Genomic DNA, 20,118 nt, shown 5'->3' on the forward strand with positions numbered 1-20,118 from the left:
CCTGGTTTGCCCAACTGTCAAAGTCTGGCTTATAAAAAAGTGGACAAAAAGTTAAGCTGTAAAAAATTTAAATTTTAATGATTCTTCCATTTATGTAGGGTTAAGCACAAAAGCTTACCCGACCGGGGTCTGCTTTGGGCAAGTTGTAAGATAGATCTATTGGTTAGCTCATGAGTGATCATTTGATCTTGCTACATTTGGGTGGACATTAAGTTAAGAGAAAATACTTAACTTAATGAAAATGGGACAAAGAAGAAAATTCGACAAGGAGTTCAAACTAATGACTGTTGAACTTAGTAAGAGCAGAAAAAATTTAGTAGATCTGGCTAAAGAATTGGATATCAAAATTGGATTGATTTATCGCTGGCGCCGTGAGTTTTTAGACAAGAGGGAGGGAAGTTTTCCTGGCCATGGAAAACCAAAACAAACCCCTGAAGAAGCAGAAATAGCCCGTCTAAAGAAGGCATTAAAGGATGCAGAAATGGAAAGGGATATGGAGCCGATGCTCACAACGTAGGCAGGTCCAAAAAAGGCGGTCAGCATCTTTTCCAGGAACGATGGGAGATATTCCAATTCATAAAGGATAATCACACTGTATACCCCATTGAGAAGATGTGCAAAGCCTTTCAAGTAAGTAAAAGTGGATATTATGGATGGATAAACAGTGAGCCATCTAAACGAGCTACAGAGAACCGGGAAATTCTTCAACAGATCAGAGTGATCCATAAGGAGAGTGGCCAGACCTATGGTAGCCCAAGAATCAGTAAAGCCTTGAAAGCGAATAACATTTCAGTTTCCAGACCCAGGGTTGCCCGCTTAATGAAGCAGGCTGAGCTTAGGGCAAAAAGAATTAAAAGGTATAAGGTCACTACGGATTCAAAGCATAGCTATCCGGTGAGTGAAAATCTACTGGATCGAAATTTTACAGCTAATGCAACAGGTCAGGCCTGGGTATCAGACATGGACCTGCAGACGATGTCAGCATCGGGTCCACTTATATCAGAACCATTACAGGTTGGCTATATCTTACGGTGGTACTGGATTTGGCAGACAGAAAGATTATTGGCTCTCGCCTTGAGTAAAACCATGAAGGCCAAAGAGACGACAATAGCAGCATTAAAAATGGCTATAAAAAACAGGCCCGTGATCCAACCTCTAATATTTCATTCAGACAGGGGTATACAGTATGCCTGTGATGAATTTAGGCAAGAATTAGGTACATATCCTCTTATTAAGCCAAGCATGAGTCGAAAAGGGAATTGTTGGGATAATGCTGTCGCAGAAAGCTTCTTTAAGACCCTGAAAGTGGAATGTGTATATGATTATAAGTTTGCCCATCAGCAGCAAGCGGCTACCACTGTTTTTGAATATATAGAAATCTGGTACAACAGGAAAAGACTGCATTCCTCTCTGGGATATAGAACACCAGCCCAGATGGAGCAACTTTTAAATCAATATGTGTTAGTTGCTTAATTTATTGTCCACAATTTTGTTGCAAGTCCACATTAGGAAAGTATATCCACAAATGATTCCTTATGATAAACTCTTCCAATTGAAGGCAGAGACTTATTCTGTAGAAGTCTATAACACCAGCGTAAGGCACTCCTTGATCCTCTTTGAAAAGGAAAACTTCTTTTCTATTCTAAGTCTTGGCTTATGTTATTTTGATTGTATTGCATATTAACAATATTTGAATAACAACACCTTGAAAAAGTGGCAATATACAATGGCTGTTTGAGCTAGACTTAGTATGCACTTTAAACTAAACAACTCAAATATTTTTATTCAACTCCTGCTCTGGGTACAAAAATCACCCTTCTATGCGAATAGAGGGGCTTTTTTATAACCAGGATAAGTGCACTTCTTGTTTTCATTCATTTAGCACTTGCCAGAAATATTGTATCATGCAAACTTCATAATTATAGGAAATCTATCAACTATTCAGCTCTAATTTTATAGAAGTATTCATTGCTTCCATAATAGCTTTTGCAGCTTCTTTATGACCCGATGCATAATAGCCATACTTCAGCTGAGGATCAACCATAAATTGGCGGCAATCTTGAGGTGCTTTTTTATCTAAATCAAACTTTTTAACCTGCACCTTTATTAATAGTTCTTCAATTTGCTGAAGTGTCATCATAGGTTTAATTTACTTAAGTAAGTATAGGAATATAGTCAGTGCAATCCAGATCATATAAAATATTAGCATTTCATCAATATTAAAATCCTTTCTGCCTCTAAAAAATAAGGACATAATAGTGACTAATATCCGGCGAAACATTACAGCACAAAGTGTACTGCTTAATACGCCAAGGCATATAACTGTGGTGCCTTTTTCGATAAAGGTGGAATATAAAGCGGTGGAACATGCTAATACAGCTTAAATTAAGAATCAAATATTATGGAACTTCCTTTATATATTGCCCTGCCTTTAATAGTTATAATCACTATTGCCGCAATGTACCTGCGTAGCATTATAAATCCAGCTTTCAAAGACTATAGAAGGCATATAAGAAACCGAAGAATATATTAACCTATGGAATACGCATTTGACTACCTATCTGATATTGTTATTGAGATTGTAACCCTTGGTTTAGCAATAGACTTTATAGAAGAAGGGCATTTACGGTTAAATTAAAGTGCATGCTCACTCTCTTTCAACTTCAGCATCTGCCATTACAGGAGCAGACTCAGTATGTTTTAGAGCATGGAGACTTCTTTGCTACTCAAATAAAAGAAGACTTTGTTGCTAACCTATATTGGATAAATAACATCCATGCAAAGCTTATCTTCAGTGATGAAACCGATGAAATAATTGAGGTTATATTTAATGAAGATTCTGTCAATGATTACATGAGATGATCTTTTTCTAATGTAACTAAGAAGTCCGAATAGCCGGGAAGGATGAATTAATTACTTACTTAGAGTATGGTTGATAGATTTTCAGCCAAGGCAAGTTTGGGTAAAATAGTATTCAGAATAAGGCGAGCAGATAATGTAATCTTCTACAGGCTTTAATGCATCTATATCTGCCTGCATTTTTTGTATGTTGTTTTTCAAGCTAACTGATTGTATGCCTATTTTACTTTGTCTGAATATTATTCATGGCACCTTTGGGTTTTCCTGCATTTCCTTTTTCAAATAACTTTATCCTCATTCTTATTTTTCCGTATTTATCGGAAAATACCTCTCTGTTTACTCCTTTAAAAGCCAATCTCCCAGCATAACTTACCAGGGCCGCAAAGGCTTATTCCTTCTGCCTTTCATATAAGAATGTATCCTTATATCCATTTTTACTTTTGCTTTGCGAGCATAGTTTTTTCTTTACATTACAGATTAAACATTTTATTGGCATCAACAGTAAACAGGCCTTATGAAACCAGCTATTCTTCCATCTACTTATTTCTATTCTGCATATACTCATGGTGTTTCTTACCGTCACATAGCCTGGCAGGTACATTATAGTAAAACTGCCAGACTCTATATGATGGTGTTCACCAATTAATCCTTACCGGTAAGCCTGATGCTGAGAGCCATATAGGTAGTGTGCTTTACATTGTCCTGCTCTTTACTGACGCTACCATTTGCCGGATTCATCAATATTGATCTGGGTGGATTTAATATTTTTGAATTCATTCATCAGTTTATCCATCTTTTTAACTTTTCTTCTAGGTTTGACTACAGCTATCAATTGACAGTTAGAAGTTGATAAAGCTTCCTGTAAGTCTACCCCCTGCGAGAGTATATTCTTTAACCGGTGAAAACAATATGGGCCTTCATGGTGGCTATTTCTCTTTTACTCGAGATTCCCTCACCTCCCTGAAATTCAGCAATGTATCTGGCTGCATGGGGAGGTGGCCATGAAAAATATCTTTTTGAATAGTGTTACTAGTAAGCGTGCAGTACTCTCCCGGATATGGGATGAGATAAAATAATGAGGACTTTATAAAGTCCTCATTATTAAAGTGACCACGGGGAGATTCGAACTCCCATACCAGTGAAGGCACCACCCCCTCAAGATGGCGTGTCTACCAGTTTCACCACGTGGCCATTTTTGCGGGCAAATTAAGTAATTATTTTTATAATTAAAACAACCTTTTTACAACCCATCACCCACAAAATAGATTCTCTGAGAAGGCAGCAGTAATACTTTTTACAAAATCTCTGCTTCAATGTGATAAGGTACCTGGTCATTAAATATCAGTTTCTGCATGCCGCTGATGCGATAAGCACTTATTTGCGACTTACCCTGTGGACTAATACGGCATTGCAGCCATATTTTCTTTTCTGAATGATACAGATAATTATTGCGGCTGATTAAGGCCTCCAGGGATACAATCTGGCCAGTCTTTGAATCTAAGGTAGTTTTAATATATTTTACATTGGGATTCTCATTGGCTTTTGCTTTATACACTCGAATCTGTTCTGACTGTTCTTCAATTTCATAGCTTGTCTGCAAGGCCGGCTTACTGATATCTGCCTGGTCAAATAATTCCAGTTCTTTTGCCCAATTGGTTTCTGAAACTATTTTCTCCTCTACTGTATCACCTATCGTTACTTTCTTGCGCACCTTCGGTTGCAGAGAATCCAGTAAAATTGACTGTGTTTCTATAAAAGCCGCCAGGTCAAAAAACCTGGTATCACGTTTTAAACTGGCAGGCTCCTGTCCACAACTGAACAGCACAGAACCAATAAAACCTATGAGCATACAAGACAACTTCCACTTAACTATATTCATACTCAATGATAATAACAGATAATGATTACAGCATTGTTTAACTCTTTATCTGTGTTATAGGGACATTACTGAAATAAATCTACGCTATTACTGGGTTATCAGCACATTGCCATTCATTTCTTTCGGACGGGCGATGCCAATTAATGCAAGAATGGTAGGTGCCAGGTCGCCAAGCTTACCATCTTGTATATGTCCTTTAAATGCTGAATCTACTAGGATGCAAGGAACCAGATTGGTGGTATGCGCCGTGTTAGGTGTACCATCTTCATTGATCATACAATCTGAATTGCCATGATCTGCAATAATGATAGAAGTATAGCCATTTTCTAAAGCGGCAGCAACTACCTCAGAGGCACAAGTATCTACTGTTTCACAAGCTTTTACGGCAGCTTCAAATACACCGGTATGACCAACCATGTCCGGATTTGCAAAATTCAGGCATATAAAATCTGCTTCTTTTTTCTGAAGTTCAGGAATGATAGCGTTTTTGATATCATAGGCACTCATTTCTGGCTGCAAATCATACGTAGCCACTTTTGGCGACGGACAGAGAATACGTTTTTCTCCTTCGAAAGGATTTTCACGGCCACCTGAGAAAAAGAAAGTAACATGCGGATATTTTTCAGTTTCGGCAATCCGTATCTGTTTTTTGCCTGCGTTTGCCAGCACCTCCCCTAACGTATTAGACAGGTTATCCTTATCAAAAATAACATGCACATTCTGGAAAGAATCATCGTAATTAGTCAGGGTTACATAATACAGATTCAGTTTGTGCATATCCTGTTCGTGAAAATCCTTCTGGGTAAGTGCCAGCGTAATTTCACGTCCACGGTCGGTGCGGAAGTTGAAACACAATACAACATCTCCATCGGCAATAGTTGCCAGTGGTTGATCATCAGGACCAGTCACAATGATTGGTTTTACAAATTCATCGGTAACTCCTGCCTCATATGATTGCTGCAAGGCTTGAATGGGATTTTTTGTCAGTTCACCTCTTCCCCGAACCATGGCATCGTAGGCTAATTTCACGCGTTCCCAGCGATTATCCCGGTCCATAGCATAATACCGTCCGGTAATACTGGCGATCCGGGCACCAGTTTTCTGATTATGTGCCTGTAGTTCCTTCAGATAAGCCACACCACCTTTAGGATCAGTATCCCGGCCATCGGTAAAAACATGAATAAATACATTCTCTACACCTCGATCATGCGCAATAGAACACAAGCCCTTTAGATGGTTGATATGGGAATGTACGCCTCCATCCGATAACAAACCAATAAAATGCACTTTTTTTCCATTGGTTTTTGCATAATCCAGGGCTTTAATCAATTCGGGTTCCTGATCCAGGGTATGTTCCTCTACCGCCTTATTAATTTTTACCAGATCCTGATATACAACTCTGCCTGCGCCAATATTCATATGTCCTACTTCGGAATTTCCCATCTGCCCTTCAGGTAAACCGACAGCCAGCCCGGATGCCTGTAATTTGCTATGCCGGTATTTTTCATACAGGCTGTTTATAAATGGCGTGTTGGCCTGGTCAATGGCTGAAACCTTGGGATTTGTGGCGATTCCCCATCCATCTAAAATGATCAGTATTACCTTTTTGTTCATGGTATATTGTTTAAGGCTACAAAAATAACAGGCAAGGTAAGAATATCATAGAATACTTGTAAAAAAACCACACTGCCAAGAATACTTAAACCAAGTTTACCTTTTTTAGTTTTGATGGCACAATACGTGTGGGTATTCCAGATGTACTGAGCTTTTCATTCATTGAGAATTATTGTAAATTGTACACTGAATCCATAACTGACAACAGTACTTTCAGATATGGATAACGATAATTGATAAATTATAAACAAGAACTATGAATAATTCCGCAAAATTAGCTAATGCCTTTACTGAAATATGTTTGCTATTAGAAAGCAAGTCTATTTCTTCTGAAACACAATTAACTTTATCAAAAAACCCAACAGTCTGTACCCTTCACCATAAATCCAATAAACTGATCTTTGCCCGCTTAGGCAGAGAGTCAAATGAATCTTTAATGCCACCATATCGAAACAATTTTCAAATAAGTGTTCATATTAACCAGGACAAAGGTACAATTTATAATTACTATAAATCCGAAGAAATAGATGGTGGATGGCTGCAACTCTATAAAACTAAGCCGATATTAACTACCGAGGAGCTGGTTAATATGTGGATAAATAAATTATTAAATTATATTCCGAAGAATTAGAGTACCATATTTCTTTTAGGCTCCAATAAAAAGCCCCTCTATTTGCATAGAAGGGCAATTAATGTACCCAGGGCCGGAGTCGAACCGGCACGGGTGTGACCCCATTGGTGTTTGAGACCAACGCGTCTACCGATTCCGCCACCTGGGCATCAAACTGGAGAAACGGAGTGCAAAACTAATCTATTCCCCATAACCTGCAAATCTTTTTGAGATAAAAAATCAGTTAGAGTATAGATACATTCCTGGCCAGTTATCAATAAATTTGCATTTGAGAAGTGGTGGACTGATTTATTGTAAATAAGTTGCAATTATAGCTTCTTTAATGAGAAGGCTTGCGCTTTATTTGCAAACAAGATTTTTGTTTTTGCCCATGTCTCCTTGAAAAATAAGGACTGTCTGTAATATTCCAATGCCTCTTCATCTATCCACTGACTGTGGGTATAATACACAGATGAGTCAGAAGCATCTTGGAGTAACTCTACCGATAAGCATCCCGGAAAGCTACAAATAACAGATTTTGACTGTTCAAAAATCATAAGAAAGGCTTCCACCTGATCCGGCTGAAAATGCATTCGTACAATTCTGATTAACATAGCATTCTAATCATAGGAAAATTGAACAAATCAGTTATTTTTGATGTTGAAAAAACGCGGCTCTGTACAAGGAACTGCATAATTTTATCATTCAACACAAAAAGTAAATTCACAATATATTTTTGACTAAAACAACAAGCGATTGGTAGAAAAAGTAATAACCTTAGAGAACATCTCTCTCATTGATTTTTTAGGCGTAGAAAACACTAATATTAAAGAGGTAGCTGCCGCATTTCCCGGCAGCCGTATTATTTCACGGGGAAATGAAATCCGTATTAAAGGCAGCACTCCGGAAATTATTAAAATAAACGATATCCTCAATTCTTTACTCAATCATTACCACAAATATGGTAAAGTAACCCAGGAAAATGTGCTGGATTATATCCAGAAGGATGAAAGTGCCGTGCAAGTGCCTGAAGAAGATATCATTTTGTATGGGACAAAAGGATTTGTAATAAAGCCCAAAACAGCTAACCAGAAAACGCTGGTAGAGGCTGCTGAAAAACATGATCTCGTTTTTGCCATCGGACCGGCAGGAACCGGCAAAACTTATATTTCTGTGGCGCTTGCCGTGAAGGCATTGAAAAATAAAGAGGTAAAGAAAATTATTATAACCCGTCCGGCTGTGGAAGCTGGCGAAAACCTGGGATTTCTGCCTGGTGACCTGAAAGAAAAGATTGATCCATACCTGAGGCCGATTTATGATGCCCTCGATGATATGATCCCGGCAGAAAAGCTAAAATTCTACCAGGAGAACCGGGTGATTGAAATAGCACCATTGGCTTATATGCGTGGCAGAACATTACATAATGCCTTTATTCTTTTAGATGAAGCACAAAATACCACAGCTATGCAGATCAAAATGTTTCTGACCCGTATGGGACCTAATTCGAAGGTGATTGTTACCGGCGACAGATCGCAGATTGATTTGCCAAGGCATCAGAAATCAGGTTTGGTAGAGGCTTTGCATATTCTGAAAGATATAAAAGGAATTGGATTTGTAGAACTGGATGCCAAGGATGTAGTGAGACATAAACTTGTTAGAGATATCATTAATGCGTACGACCATTTCGAAAACACAGATAAACCATAAACAGGCAGCCTTTTTGCCTGTTTTTTCGCCTTTGGTTTACCTACTGTGCATTTTTTTCATTTGCTCTCCCTTGCTTACCTTTGCCCAGGATTATCAACGGTGCCTTGCTACCCGTTATGATTCCTTACTGGCCATTAAATATCCCGGCTTACCCGATAGTAAACGGCATCTTAATGCGCTTATCAACAAAAAAAGAGCTTCGGCCCGCATCCATGCCGTAGAAGGAGTTATTGTTATTCCTGTTGTTGTACATGTGGTACACCATACAGCCAGCGGAGCTATCGGAGGAGCAAGTAATGGAAATATTTCAAAAGAACAGATTGATTCGCAAATAGAAGTATTGAATGAAGATTACCGGCGGAAGATAGGAACAAATGGATATAATGATAATCCGGTAGGTGATGACATGGAAATTGAATTTCGGCTGGCTACCCGTGATCCGAATGGGAAATCTACAGAAGGTGTTACCAGAACATATAATACTAAGGAATCTTTTGACATAGATCAGGACGATGAAACCTTAAAATCTATCATTGTATGGCCTACTGACCGCTATCTGAATATATGGGTAACTACGCTCAAAAACCGTTATCTGGGATATGCCCAGTTTCCGGTTGTGGATAACGTTGGTGGGCTACCCGACCTGGGGAAACTTGCCAATACAGATGGAGTAGTAATTAACCACGCTAACTTCGGCAAAAATACCGGAACTGTAACTTCAAATACATATGGAGACGGCCGTACCACCACCCATGAGGTTGCACATTGGCTTGGATTGCTTCATACCTGGGGTGACGAAAATTGTGGGGAAGATTATTGTGCAGATACACCCAGTGCGGAAGGCCCGAATAATACGGTAAACTGCGATGAAATGTTTTCGGATTGCCAGGGAACATTTACACAAAATATGATTGAGAATTTCCTGGATTATTCACCGGATAAATGTATGAATGTGTTTACGCAGGACCAGAAAGGACGCATACATTCTGTACTGGAACTTAGCCCGAGAAGAGCAACACTTATAAAAAGATCTGGCGAAGCCTTTGAATCCGGGCTGGTTACTATGAAATTATACCCAAATCCGGCAAAAGATGATAAAGTAACCATACAATTAACATATACCAATCTGAATGAAATCAGCTTTCAGGTAGTAAGTGTAACAGGCAAACGCATGAATGAGCTGAATTATAGGCTTTCCGGGAATAAGATAGAACTTAACACAAGAAATTTGCCAGTGGGGTTATATATCGTTCAGGTAAGTTCACCTAAGGAAACCCGGACAGCAAGGCTAATGGTTGTACGTTAATTATTTCTGATGGCCTGCAATTCCTAATCCCTTCTCATTATTTACCCATTTCCATCCTAAACTGATTGTATACATACAAGGGCGCATACCCTATACCCAGAATGGCTGCAATCATAAAAAGTTGATTTCCGCCAGGCATCTGCATCAATTTAAAAAACACAGCATTGGCTACGGCTTCCGAACACAGAAAGCCAAGTATATACATCAGCCGTGTGAAATTGGTCGATAAGCCGGCCAATCCTGTTTTATAAGCTAATCTGTATTGATGAAACCAGTATAGAGGAAGTAAAAACAAACAAAGGCCGTATTGATTAAAAAATGCTATTCCTTCCATAAATGGCCAGTTATATTGATTTGCCAGACCTATGCCATTCAGCAGCATAAACAGGAAGAAAAGTATTGAGAACCCAAATACGAGGCTTAATGCAATTTTTTTCATAAGGGTATGTGTATAGTTTGATATATTATGTATTTCTGCTCCTAGTTCTTTCAGGCTTTGGCCAGAGCAAAAGTCAGTAAAAACCTTATTAAAAACGGCTTCAAAATCTGCCGGGCGCACAAGATTGGCCTCAATGGCACAACAAATATGATCTATAAGGTCATTTTTCAATCCAGGATCATCAATGCCTTCTTTCTCAACTTGATCTCTTACATAAGAAATCTGTGCTTCGGATAATGTCATATAGTTAGCTGGCTGGATTTACTTTAAACAACTTACCCATCGTGCCCAAAAACAAAGAAAATTCTTTAATCTCTTCTACTGCTATGCTCTTGCCTTTGTTTGCCAGCGAATAGTACTGCCTGACTCGGTGGTCCACTTCTATCGCCTCTACTTCTACCAGCCCTTCTGCTTTCAGTTTATACAGTGCCGGGTACAAAGAACCTTCTTTGATAAGTATCTCATGATCTGTTAGTTCTTTCACCTTTTGACATATTTCATACCCGTACATTTTTCCATGCTCTGCTAACAATTTCAAAATGATGGGCTTTAAAGTCCCTCTGATCAGTTCTTTTGAATACATATCTGTTAATACTCAGACAAACATAGTAAGTTTGTCTGAGTATTGCAAATTTTTGATACTTTTTTTGTGCGCGCAAAACTGATTTATGCAATTCCGGAATATATTTTCTAATTTTATTGTCACTAATTTCCAGACTTGTGATCACAGTAAAACATATTTCATTACCTGAAGAGCTCAAACAGGCGTTTTCCATCCGGGAAAATGTTTTTGTACAAGAACAACAAGTACCGGCTGAGGAAGAATATGATGAGTTTGAAGATAGCAGCCACCATTTTTTAGCCTTTGCCGGAGAGAATCCTTGTGGTACTGCCCGCTGGCGTTATACAGATAAAGGAATAAAGCTTGAACGATTTGCTGTATTAGAAGAATACCGCAGCCGGAAAGTGGGTTCGGCACTAGTAAAAACCGTTATTAACGACATCAGGAAAGATGGCAGATCTAAAGGAAAAATGCTTTATTTACATGCACAACTCACCGCTATGCCACTTTACAGTAAGTTTGGGTTTCAACCGGTTGGGGATATGTTTGAAGAATGTAATATCAAACACTATAAGATGGTTTTGAAAAGCGAGTAATACTAAATTGAATAATGTTCCAGGAAATCAAAAAGCCCGCTTATCAGATAAGGGGGCTTTTATGTATAGCTAAAAACACTACTTTGACTTAATAATAAAGGTAATTGTTCCAGTAGATCTAGGCTTAGGAACTGTATTATCAGAAGTGGGGCTAAATGTTAGTTTTTCTACTTCTTTTTTGTAAAATGCCACTACAGCAGGGCTGACGGTTTTTTCAATGGGAACTACTGTTTGAATTATTCCATCCTCATCAATTGTCACCTGAAATACAATTCTTCCGCTTTCATCTGATGCATCTTTTACATTGGGGCGGGAATCAGGAGCCCATCCGGTAATGTTGTAAGAAGCACCTGTGCCGCCACTGCCACCTCCTGGTGTTCCATATAAAGCTTTGGCTTCCAGTTTGCCCTCCGGATTTCCCTGGTCACCAACTTTTCCGGTTTTATCTCCATTATTATTACCGGCTACTTTGTCTGAAGTACCTCCTTCTTTACCACCAGCGCCTTCTTTTTTAGACGTCATTAGTGCTTCATTATTCACTACAGGCTTTGGGTCTGGTTTCTTTTCCGATTCTTTCTTCTCTACCACTTCCTCTTTTTTCTTCTCAGGCTCTTTCTTTACCACTACCTCTTCTTTCTTCTTTTCCGGTTCTTTTTTCTCCACGACTACAGGGCTTTCTTCTTCTACAGGCTCTACAATTGGCTCCTCTTCGGGTATTACTTCTGTTACTGGCTCTGGTTCTGCCTGAGGTGGTTCAGGCTGAGGAGCAGGATCGCCGGCTTTTGCATTTTCATTCGCAGGATTATCATTGGCAGGTGCCAGTGACTGTACATTCCCGCTTCCGGCATCATCTGTACCAAAATTCAATTCAATTCCATATTCTGGAAGTGGTGGATCTGGCGCACGCCAGGCCATCATAAAGAAAAACAGCAGCAATAAGCCAGCATGCAAGGTCAGGCTGATGGCCATTGCAGTCCGTTTGGATTTATTTTCTTTATCTTGATTGTGAGCTGCCATAATGCAGGTGTTATTGGTTCGTAAATAATTAGTAAATATGCGAAAGATTACTACCCATTACATACTGAACAAAGCAAAACTTATTCCGGTTTCGTAGCAATAGAAACCTTTGCTTTCAATGAAGTGGCAATTCCACCTACCTTAGTGACATATTTTACCGGAACTGATTCGTCTACATGTAGAATAACCGCTCCATCCTGGCCCCCGGCCAGAGCTGCTTTCAAGGCTTCTTCCATACTATTCTCCGGCGTTTTCTTATCATTTACAAAAAACTGAAGGTCTTTGGTAATGGTAACGCTCACTTTCTGAATTTCAATATTAGATGCCTTACTGGATGGTAAACTTACCGGCAAACCTGATGGGGTTACAAAAGAAGCAGTGAGCATAAAAAAAATCAGCAACAAAAACACCATGTCAGTCATGGAGGAAAGGCTGAAATTGGGGTCTATTTTATTTTTAGATTGAAGCGCCATACAAATACTGACTTACTGAAAATTGAGTGATTGAGAGGTTGAGTGCATGAGTGATTAAATTATGGATTATGAATGTTAAATTAATCTATTCAATCACTCATCCACTCAATTTCAACTAAGCTTTTAAGGAACGTAATTCGTAATTCGTAATTCGTAATTCGTAATTCGTAATTCGTAATTCGTAATTCTACAATTATCTCACCTTTTCTGGTTCTTGCAGCAGGTCTATAAATTCAATAGAAGTATATTCCATCTTATAAATAATTTTGGCTACCTGTGCCACCAGATAATTGTAAGCCAGATAGGCAATAATACCTACGATCAATCCAGCCGCTGTTGTAATCATAGCTTCATAAATACCGGAAGATAGCAGTTTCGGACTTACTGAGCCTTCTTCCTGCGCAATAGCGATAAATGCCTGAATCATCCCGGTAACTGTTCCCAAAAAACCTACCATTGGGGCTGCACCCGAAACTGTTGCCAGCAGGGAAAGATTTTTTTCCAGGTTGTAAATTTCAATTTTACCTACATTCTCAATAGATACCTCGATATTTTTCAAAGGGCTACCAATACGTGAAACCCCTTTTTCCAGCATACGTGCGATGGGGGTATCTGTCTGGCTACAAAGCAGACGGGCACTTACAATATCACCGTTCAATACCAGGCTTTTTATCCGTTCCATAAGTACCGATGGATTTTGAGAAGCTTTCCGGATAATAAGCATACGCTCAATAAAAATATAAATGGCCATGATCGACAAAATAAAAATAGGGATCATCATGAGCCCGCCCTTTAATGTCAGGTCTAATAAGGAAACGCTGTTTTGAGCAGCAAGTGAGTCAGTAGCAGCAGAAAGGGAATCTGTAGTGGTAATTTGTAAAAAATGCATTGGAAATAAGAAAAACAGAATTGAGATAATATAGAGATTAAAAGAAAGGCATTACCCGATAGAGATAATGCCAATCATATAACGATGCTTATACAATTAATATTTTAACACCCATACTGAGCTGCCATATATAGCTTTCAGTTCTTCTGCTTTCGAAGCCGCCGTTGCAAATGTATCAAAATCAGCATATGAAACTTTCAGCAGATTGCCGTCTGTTTTTGGCACAACTACTTTGGCATCGCTGTTTCCTTTGCTATTTAGCTCTTCTTTCAATTTAAAGGCATTCTCTCTAACAGAGAAACCACCAATAATAACATAATACCGTCTGGGATTACCAACAACAGCAACGCCATCTGTATTTTCAGGAGCGGTTTCGGTAAAAGAAGTTACAGCGGGTTTTTCTTCTGTCGGCGCAGCAACTACTTCATTCGTTTTTTGTAATTCCTCAGTTACTGGTGCCGTTTCTGTAAATGAACTTGTTTCAGATTCAGCAGCCGGAGCAGTAGACCAATCATCTGCTGCAGAAGCAAGGCTGTTAGTATCTACACTTGCCTGTAGCGTTGTATCTGCATATAGGAAAGAGTCATCTACTACCATAGTAGTATCTTCTTCGTTCCGGCTGCTTTTCAAGGCGGTAAAAGGATCAAAACTGCTGAGCGCTGTATTGCCATTGTCGAGAAACAGGAAATAGCCGGCGCTGCCTGCCAGTAAGAGTAACACAGGAATAACTATCGCTAATAGTAAACGGGAACGGGAGCTTTTTTTCTCTACCGGGAAAACCAACTGATCTTCCTCTTCATCCAGCGCATCAGGATTCATCATAGCAGGCCTATCTTTTGTTTTAAATTTGGTATAGCTTGAAGCTCTTTCAATGGGTTTGTAATCCAGTTCCGGAAGGCCGAAGCTATGGCTAAGATAGTTTATTTTGTTCTCAGGTTCGAACTGCAAGCGCTGCTCATGATTGAGGTAAAGCGTACCTATTTCTTCAAATTTATACTTATCCTTACTTCTGATTTCGTTTTTTACAAATTCTGTATATTCCTTCACTAATTTCTGCGCTTCTTCCCGGCTAATTTTTTCACTCGCCGAAATATGACTAATGAGCAGGCCATCGTTGAGTTTCAGCATTTCGTTGAAGGCAATATTTTTAGAAGGCGGCTGAAATGTATGGTGGATCGGATGGATATCGGCGCTTACATAATTGGCAATAAATCCTCCAAATTCAGGAATTACCACACAATCATGTTCAAACAGAAGGTATTTTATATATTTCTCTATCATGGCTCTAAAAAGTATAGGTCAGTCCTGCTAAAATATTAAGGCCCCGGCTAGGGTAATATAAATAACGCTGATATTTGGAAGAAAGCAAATTGTTGAATGACAAAAATGCAGAAAATTTATCAAAAAATAAATATTCACCCTTGATATTCAGGTCCAGAATCGGATCTAAATCGACCTTTTTATTACTTGCAAAATTTTTGGCTGTTATTCCCCCCAGATAATAAATTTCAGTATTGAAGAACAATTTATTATTAAAATTATAACTTCCTAGCACTGTGGCAGTAAAGGTAGGGCGATGCCAGGCTTCTTCCAGATTTTTGAGACTATAATTGTAAAATCCTGTCTTCAGTCCAAGCCTGAGTTTTTCATTATAAGTATAGCCTAATTCTCCAGTAAAGTTGAGTACATTGGTAAAATCATTCTCATATACAGTATTGAACTTAGTAGAGTCGGGGTTACCATTCACAAAGAAGTACAAATTCTTATAGCCAGTAAATGCAATCCTGGTAGCAAACGATAATCCTCCGCCAATATCTCCTTTTACTCCTCCATAAAAATCTCTGGCTTTATTGGTATGCAGCAAAGCCACATTGGAAGCCAGCCAGGGATTTTCATTCACAAACTGACGCAAGGTGGTCCGCTGCATATCGCCTTCGAATCCGCCAAAGAACGTGAACTTATCCATAAACAAATATTCTACTTGTAATACCGGATATATATGAAGATTATCATCGGTCTTGGCTGTGTCATTCTCAAAGACAGTATTCAACGCAGCCGAAAGTGTGATTACATCCATTTTATATTGTATACCTGGTCTTAAACGGACAAAATTCCGGCTTTGAGAAGCAGTATCTTTACGGGTTGTCAGAAAAATATCAGTATTCAGTTGGGCTTTCAGGTTTTCATTGATGGTATATGAGCCTTTGAGTTGCGTGCCAAACTCAAATTCCCGTGCTTTATAGGCATCGCTCAGGTTGATCACGCCTACATCCAGGCGGTAATCCAGCGGGGATTTGGTATTGTTGCTGGTGAAATTTGTTTTTAAGGCAATGGTATTGAATACCTGCTTGATATCACTTTTGTCTACTTCCTTTCCGGGTGTGTAGCCATAGAAATTATACCGCTCCCGGCTGTATTCCAATGAAGCGCCAGCAGTGAGTGCATCCAGAAAATACCGGCCATGTACCCCGATCATATTTTCGCTGCTGCCAGAATTACCTTTATCCACCGGACCTCTTCCCCAGGCCAGGTGCTTAAATCGTAACCCATAGCTGTAATCACTATTGCGGGTAGAATTAAAGAATCCTTCCAGATAGGTATTCGCATAGTTACCAAGGCCTCCTTTGACATAATTTCCATTCAATTTTTTCAATGGTTCTGTCGGCATTTGCAATACCCTGAACCGGGGATTCAAGTCTGGTAGCTTCGCATTACGTTCAATAAACTGATATTGCTGTAATACCGGATCTGGCTGACGAACAGGAGCAGTAATCTTTTCAAAATTGCGGTTAGCTTCCGGAAGTGCTATTTCCCTGTTTTTCTCAATAATGATTTCTGCATCTTCAATCTCGCCACTATCATCCCGCTTTACCTGGGCATTCCCTTCAAATGACAAAAATACAGAGACGAGTATGATGCTGAAGAAGGCTGCTTTATTAATTGTAGTACACTTCAAAGTCTTACAGTTTTATTATGGTTTAGATAATTCTTGGAGAAACACAAACTCCTGATACAAGGAGATATTCTAATTACTGGTATCCTCTTCCTCAAGAGTATCCTCTTCTTCCTCGGTTTCAGTGGCTTTTTGCGGCATACTTTCTATAGATTTCAGTTTTTCTCTGGCGGCCGATACTATCTCTTTATCAGGAGAATTTTCAATAATAGAATTAAGGGTAGCTTTTGCCTGGAACATCTCCTCTAATGCCACATAATTATCGGCAATCAGCAAAAATCCTTTGCCCCGCCATTTTTCGTAAGCAGCAAATGTTTTATTTAATTCAAATAAAACTTCCAGCGATTGTTTAAATTGTTTTTGCCTGAACATGGCTTCTGCCATTAAATACTGCGCTTCTGCACCATTCTCATCCTGGGCAGAATTAAGCGTCTTCAAAAACTCATCGATGGCCTTGTCGTAATTACCCTGATTGAAAGCTACTTTTCCCTTATATAGCAGCGCTTTATTTTGTGCACTTAAGGTAGCATTTCCGGTCGTAATGATCTGCTCAGCAAAATATAATACTGAGTCGTATTTAGCTTGTCCATAATGGGCATCCATTAGTCCGGTCCAGGCATTAAATTGTTCCCTTTTATTTCTGGCGGTAGACAGCACAATAGTATAATAGCCAGCTGCGGCCTGATAGTTATTAGCTGCCAGTTCAATATCGGCCATCCGTCCGATGGAGCGGTTCACAAACTGGCTTATGTTCTCTCTAATGATCGACTGGTAATTGATCCGGGCATTAGGAATGTCATTGAGGCGGTAATAAGACTCAGCAATATAGAACCTGGCATCGTTACTTAAGCCATTATTCGGATATTGCTTCAGATAATTACTAAAACTTTCAATCGCTTTCTGATATTTTTCTGCGAAATATAAACTTTTGGCGGCTTCAAACTCAATATTTTCTACAGCATCATTCTGTGGATTCGACTGTTTGTACTTGGCCAGATAGGCATCAAACTCTTCTCCTCTGCTTGCATTCGACAGCGATTCCTGCAAACCCAGCAACGCATTGGTAGATGTCTTGTGGGTGGTGTGTTTATCGATAATCTGCTTATAATCAGCTATGGCTTTGTCATAATTCTTCATATTTCCATAAGCAGCCGCCCGTTTCAGCAAGGCAAAAGGAACTACTGGGCTATTTGGTTTCTGATCTATCAGTTTAGAAAAGCCTGTAATAGCTGCTGCATAAGCGCCATTCTCAAAATCAAGTTCCGCTTTCTGGAAATAGGCATTATCTACATATCCGGATTTAGGATACTGATTTGCAACCTGGTCAAAGCTACTCTTGGCTTCTTCGGGGCGGTTTGCTAATCCCAGCACTACCCCTTTCTGAAAATAGGCATAGTCTTTATCAACCGTATTTCTGGAAATTGCCTGGTCATAATAGCGGATCGCATCATTATAATTTTTGGTTACATAATAGCTATCTGCCAGCCGAAGGAGCGCATCGTCGTAATTTTGTTTATTGGCATTGGCATCGGAGCGGTTAATGTATTCCCGGAAATGTTCCAGTGCCTTCGTATATTCTTTGTTATTATAATAGGCATATCCGATTCCATACCGGCTTTTCAGGCTGTATTCGGTAGCGGTAGACTTTGGTTCACGAAAAACAGCTGCATACTGGTTAATGGCTTCCGGAAACTGTCTCGCTGCAGAATAGGCTTCTCCACTCCAGAAACTGGCGGCAATTTTTAAATCTACATCCTGGGGCGTTTGCAGGGATTTAGCAAACATAGCAATTGCCTCAGGAAAACGCTCATTGTTAAACAATTCGACACCCCGGTTATAGGTTACCCGCTGATATGCCGCATCAATACGGGGTGTACGGCGTTTGATACTTTCCAAGTGGGCAATGGCTTCTGTATAGTTATTTGAGTTTAAGTAGGCTTCGCCCAGCAATTCATTTATTTCATTTTCATGCTTGCTATCCGGGTACATTTTCAGGAAATCTTTCAAAGTGGCTACCGCATTAGCACTATTTCCCTGTTCATAACTCAATTTGGCATGGTAAAAGGCAGCTTCTTCCTGCAAATCCTTACTGAACTTGGCTTTTCTGGCGGCATCAAAGGCAGTCAGCGCAAAGGGTTTATTTCCGTTTTGCAGGTATGATAATCCTAAATAATAGGAGGCGTATTGAGAGAGTGTATCTCTGGTAGCAGAAGCTACAGGTTTAAAGTTCTCAACAGCTCCGGCAAAATCTTTGGTTTTGTATTGTGCATAAGCCAGGCGATATTGTACATCGGCAGCTGGTTTGGTACGCCCTCCGCTTACAGATTGGTCCAGGTAAGTAACAGCTTTTTCATAGTTCCCCTTACGGAAGTAGGCTTCTCCGGTCAACAAGGCAATTTCTTCCCGATTGCGGATGGTTTTATCATTGCTGATTTCCTCTACATAAGCGATCATTTCATCGTAGCGCTTCTGCTTATAATATACATTAGCAATCATATATGGCACCAGCGGACGATATTCTTCGCTGTTGGTAGCTTTCTTTAAATCAAGTAAAGCTTCATCATACTTGCCATCACGAAATTCGATATACCCGGCATAATAACTGGCCGCATAAGTATATTTGTGCTGATTGCGTTTGAGGGTATTAAATAATTCTCCGGCCTGGGCAAACTGCTGTTTGCTGAAATAGGAGTAAGCCAATCTAAATTCTACTTCTGTCCGCTGTTCAGCTGTTAAGCGGCTGGTTTCCACTTTTCCAAAATAATCTATGGCTTTGTCGTATTTCTTCTGATTGAAATAGAAATTACCCAGCTCATAATACGCCATTAGTGCCTTTGGGTGATTGGGATTGGTTGCAATGAAACGCTCAATCATCGGTTCTGCATCTGAGTTGGATAGATTCAGCGCACTGAGGGCTATATAATACTGGGCTTCTACGGTTTTGAGGTCATTATTTCCAAGGGCAATATAATCCTGAAAAGCTTTTTGGGCAGCTGCATAATTCTGTTTGTCCATCAACTCCAGACCAGTACGGAAATGTACATCATCGGCGCTATGAACGAGTGTGGTTTGGGCATAAGAAAAAATACAGGGAAACAACAGGCAGTACAACAGAAAAAAAGGAAGCCTGGCAGGCTTTATCATTGGTTTAGGCATGAAGGTATCAACAATCAGAGTACGTTTATTAAACTCAAAATTAGAAATAAAATTGTAA

General features: G+C 39.5%; 19 protein-coding genes, 2 tRNA genes and 1 pseudogene. 7 read left to right on the plus strand and 15 right to left on the minus strand.

Annotated elements, in window-relative coordinates:
* Positions 1 to 235: 235 nt before the first annotated feature.
* Positions 236 to 1,473 (plus strand): annotated as a pseudogene (locus GXP67_RS08475) (IS3 family transposase).
* Between the two features lie 460 nt (positions 1,474 to 1,933).
* Here the strand turns inward: GXP67_RS08475 and GXP67_RS08480 are convergent.
* The gene (locus GXP67_RS08480) at positions 1,934 to 2,140 is read right to left on the minus strand and encodes a hypothetical protein (protein ID WP_162442743.1); all 207 of its coding nucleotides are present in this window, start codon (positions 2,138 to 2,140) and stop codon (positions 1,934 to 1,936) included.
* Positions 2,141 to 2,643: 503 nt separating this feature from the next.
* On the opposite strand from GXP67_RS08480, the gene GXP67_RS08485 reads away from it, so the two are divergent.
* Together GXP67_RS08485 and GXP67_RS37770 are read left to right on the plus strand one after the other, a co-directional pair.
* Positions 2,644 to 2,862, plus strand: a complete 219-nt coding sequence (locus GXP67_RS08485; RefSeq protein ID WP_162442744.1) for a hypothetical protein — start codon at positions 2,644 to 2,646, stop codon at positions 2,860 to 2,862.
* A 511-nt stretch (positions 2,863 to 3,373) separates the two neighbouring features.
* Positions 3,374 to 3,505, plus strand: a complete 132-nt coding sequence (locus GXP67_RS37770; RefSeq protein ID WP_262890484.1) for a hypothetical protein — start codon at positions 3,374 to 3,376, stop codon at positions 3,503 to 3,505.
* Here the strand turns inward: GXP67_RS37770 and GXP67_RS37775 are convergent.
* The 4 genes from GXP67_RS37775 to gpmI form a co-directional block, all read right to left on the minus strand.
* Complete coding sequence (locus GXP67_RS37775) at positions 3,502 to 3,636, minus strand: hypothetical protein (protein ID WP_262890485.1); 135 nt, start codon at positions 3,634 to 3,636, stop codon at positions 3,502 to 3,504. The genes GXP67_RS37770 and GXP67_RS37775 overlap by 4 nt on opposite strands.
* A 330-nt stretch (positions 3,637 to 3,966) precedes the next feature.
* Positions 3,967 to 4,050 (minus strand) — tRNA-Leu (locus GXP67_RS08490).
* A gap of 103 nt (positions 4,051 to 4,153) precedes the next feature.
* Positions 4,154 to 4,738 carry a hypothetical protein gene (locus GXP67_RS08495; protein WP_162442745.1) on the minus strand — a complete coding sequence of 195 codons (585 nt, stop codon included), beginning with the start codon at positions 4,736 to 4,738 and terminating at the stop codon, positions 4,154 to 4,156.
* An 87-nt stretch (positions 4,739 to 4,825) separates the two neighbouring features.
* On the minus strand, positions 4,826 to 6,352 hold the full coding sequence (gpmI, locus tag GXP67_RS08500) for a 2,3-bisphosphoglycerate-independent phosphoglycerate mutase (RefSeq protein WP_162442746.1): 1,527 nt from the start codon (positions 6,350 to 6,352) through the stop codon (positions 4,826 to 4,828).
* A 256-nt stretch (positions 6,353 to 6,608) separates the two neighbouring features.
* Here gpmI and GXP67_RS08505 point away from each other — a divergent pair, with 256 nt between their 5' ends.
* Entirely contained in the window at positions 6,609 to 6,983 is a 375-nt protein-coding gene (locus tag GXP67_RS08505; protein ID WP_162442747.1) for a hypothetical protein, read from the plus strand.
* A 64-nt stretch (positions 6,984 to 7,047) separates the two neighbouring features.
* On the opposite strand, the gene GXP67_RS08510 is transcribed toward GXP67_RS08505, so the two are convergent.
* Positions 7,048 to 7,131: transfer RNA gene (locus GXP67_RS08510), tRNA-Leu, on the minus strand.
* 160 nt (positions 7,132 to 7,291) lie between these two features.
* Positions 7,292 to 7,576, minus strand: coding sequence for a putative quinol monooxygenase (locus tag GXP67_RS08515; RefSeq protein ID WP_162442748.1), 285 nt, complete (start codon positions 7,574 to 7,576; stop codon positions 7,292 to 7,294).
* 142 nt (positions 7,577 to 7,718) lie between these two features.
* On the opposite strand from GXP67_RS08515, the gene GXP67_RS08520 reads away from it, so the two are divergent.
* Positions 7,719 to 8,669 (plus strand): PhoH family protein, encoded by a 951-nt coding sequence (locus GXP67_RS08520; RefSeq protein ID WP_162442749.1) that lies wholly within the window; start codon positions 7,719 to 7,721, stop codon positions 8,667 to 8,669.
* Positions 8,632 to 9,975, plus strand: a complete 1,344-nt coding sequence (locus tag GXP67_RS08525; RefSeq protein WP_162442750.1) for a T9SS type A sorting domain-containing protein — start codon at positions 8,632 to 8,634, stop codon at positions 9,973 to 9,975. The genes GXP67_RS08520 and GXP67_RS08525 overlap by 38 nt, the downstream gene beginning before the upstream one ends.
* Positions 9,976 to 10,012: 37 nt before the next feature.
* On the opposite strand, the gene GXP67_RS08530 is transcribed toward GXP67_RS08525, so the two are convergent.
* Positions 10,013 to 10,657: a hypothetical protein gene (locus tag GXP67_RS08530; RefSeq protein WP_162442751.1), complete on the minus strand. Its 645-nt coding sequence runs from the start codon at positions 10,655 to 10,657 to the stop codon at positions 10,013 to 10,015.
* 4 nt (positions 10,658 to 10,661) lie between these two features.
* Complete coding sequence (locus GXP67_RS08535) at positions 10,662 to 10,997, minus strand: PadR family transcriptional regulator (RefSeq protein WP_162442752.1); 336 nt, start codon at positions 10,995 to 10,997, stop codon at positions 10,662 to 10,664.
* A 137-nt stretch (positions 10,998 to 11,134) separates the two neighbouring features.
* On the opposite strand from GXP67_RS08535, the gene GXP67_RS08540 reads away from it, so the two are divergent.
* Entirely contained in the window at positions 11,135 to 11,572 is a 438-nt protein-coding gene (locus GXP67_RS08540; RefSeq protein WP_162442753.1) for a GNAT family N-acetyltransferase, read from the plus strand.
* A gap of 78 nt (positions 11,573 to 11,650) precedes the next feature.
* On the opposite strand, the gene GXP67_RS08545 is transcribed toward GXP67_RS08540, so the two are convergent.
* From GXP67_RS08545 to GXP67_RS08570, 6 genes are all read right to left on the minus strand, one after another.
* Positions 11,651 to 12,589, minus strand: coding sequence for a hypothetical protein (locus tag GXP67_RS08545; RefSeq protein WP_162442754.1), 939 nt, complete (start codon positions 12,587 to 12,589; stop codon positions 11,651 to 11,653).
* Positions 12,590 to 12,669: 80 nt separating this feature from the next.
* On the minus strand, positions 12,670 to 13,062 hold the full coding sequence (locus tag GXP67_RS08550; RefSeq protein WP_162442755.1) for an ExbD/TolR family protein: 393 nt from the start codon (positions 13,060 to 13,062) through the stop codon (positions 12,670 to 12,672).
* Positions 13,063 to 13,255: 193 nt separating this feature from the next.
* The gene (locus GXP67_RS08555; protein ID WP_162442756.1) at positions 13,256 to 13,951 is read right to left on the minus strand and encodes a MotA/TolQ/ExbB proton channel family protein; all 696 of its coding nucleotides are present in this window, start codon (positions 13,949 to 13,951) and stop codon (positions 13,256 to 13,258) included.
* 96 nt (positions 13,952 to 14,047) lie between these two features.
* The gene (locus GXP67_RS08560) at positions 14,048 to 15,232 is read right to left on the minus strand and encodes an HU domain-containing protein (RefSeq protein ID WP_162442757.1); all 1,185 of its coding nucleotides are present in this window, start codon (positions 15,230 to 15,232) and stop codon (positions 14,048 to 14,050) included.
* 4 nt (positions 15,233 to 15,236) lie between these two features.
* Positions 15,237 to 16,907, minus strand: a complete 1,671-nt coding sequence (locus GXP67_RS08565) for a TonB-dependent receptor (RefSeq protein ID WP_162442758.1) — start codon at positions 16,905 to 16,907, stop codon at positions 15,237 to 15,239.
* A gap of 69 nt (positions 16,908 to 16,976) precedes the next feature.
* Complete coding sequence (locus GXP67_RS08570; protein ID WP_162442759.1) at positions 16,977 to 20,060, minus strand: tetratricopeptide repeat protein; 3,084 nt, start codon at positions 20,058 to 20,060, stop codon at positions 16,977 to 16,979.
* Positions 20,061 to 20,118 lie beyond the last annotated feature (58 nt).

This window comes from Rhodocytophaga rosea (assembly GCF_010119975.1).
Classification (GTDB): Bacteria; Bacteroidota; Bacteroidia; order Cytophagales; family 172606-1; genus Rhodocytophaga; species Rhodocytophaga rosea.

Bases quoted from the DNA above. Each gene is read 5' to 3' on its own strand.
- GXP67_RS08480 (WP_162442743.1), bottom strand. From the start codon at position 2,140: ATGATGACACTTCAGCAAATTGAAGAACTATTAATAAAGGTGCAGGTT.
- GXP67_RS08485 (WP_162442744.1), top strand. From the start codon at position 2,644: ATGCTCACTCTCTTTCAACTTCAGCATCTGCCATTACAGGAGCAGACT.
- GXP67_RS37770 (WP_262890484.1), top strand. From the start codon at position 3,374: ATGAAACCAGCTATTCTTCCATCTACTTATTTCTATTCTGCATATACT.
- GXP67_RS37775 (WP_262890485.1), bottom strand. From the start codon at position 3,636: ATGAATTCAAAAATATTAAATCCACCCAGATCAATATTGATGAATCCG.
- GXP67_RS08495 (WP_162442745.1), bottom strand. From the start codon at position 4,738: ATGAATATAGTTAAGTGGAAGTTGTCTTGTATGCTCATAGGTTTTATT.
- gpmI (WP_162442746.1), bottom strand. From the start codon at position 6,352: ATGAACAAAAAGGTAATACTGATCATTTTAGATGGATGGGGAATCGCC.
- GXP67_RS08505 (WP_162442747.1), top strand. From the start codon at position 6,609: ATGAATAATTCCGCAAAATTAGCTAATGCCTTTACTGAAATATGTTTG.
- GXP67_RS08515 (WP_162442748.1), bottom strand. From the start codon at position 7,576: ATGTTAATCAGAATTGTACGAATGCATTTTCAGCCGGATCAGGTGGAA.
- GXP67_RS08525 (WP_162442750.1), top strand. From the start codon at position 8,632: ATGCGTACGACCATTTCGAAAACACAGATAAACCATAAACAGGCAGCC.
- GXP67_RS08530 (WP_162442751.1), bottom strand. From the start codon at position 10,657: ATGACATTATCCGAAGCACAGATTTCTTATGTAAGAGATCAAGTTGAG.
- GXP67_RS08535 (WP_162442752.1), bottom strand. From the start codon at position 10,997: ATGTATTCAAAAGAACTGATCAGAGGGACTTTAAAGCCCATCATTTTG.
- GXP67_RS08545 (WP_162442754.1), bottom strand. From the start codon at position 12,589: ATGGCAGCTCACAATCAAGATAAAGAAAATAAATCCAAACGGACTGCA.
- GXP67_RS08550 (WP_162442755.1), bottom strand. From the start codon at position 13,062: ATGGCGCTTCAATCTAAAAATAAAATAGACCCCAATTTCAGCCTTTCC.
- GXP67_RS08555 (WP_162442756.1), bottom strand. From the start codon at position 13,951: ATGCATTTTTTACAAATTACCACTACAGATTCCCTTTCTGCTGCTACT.
- GXP67_RS08560 (WP_162442757.1), bottom strand. From the start codon at position 15,232: ATGATAGAGAAATATATAAAATACCTTCTGTTTGAACATGATTGTGTG.
- GXP67_RS08570 (WP_162442759.1), bottom strand. From the start codon at position 20,060: ATGCCTAAACCAATGATAAAGCCTGCCAGGCTTCCTTTTTTTCTGTTG.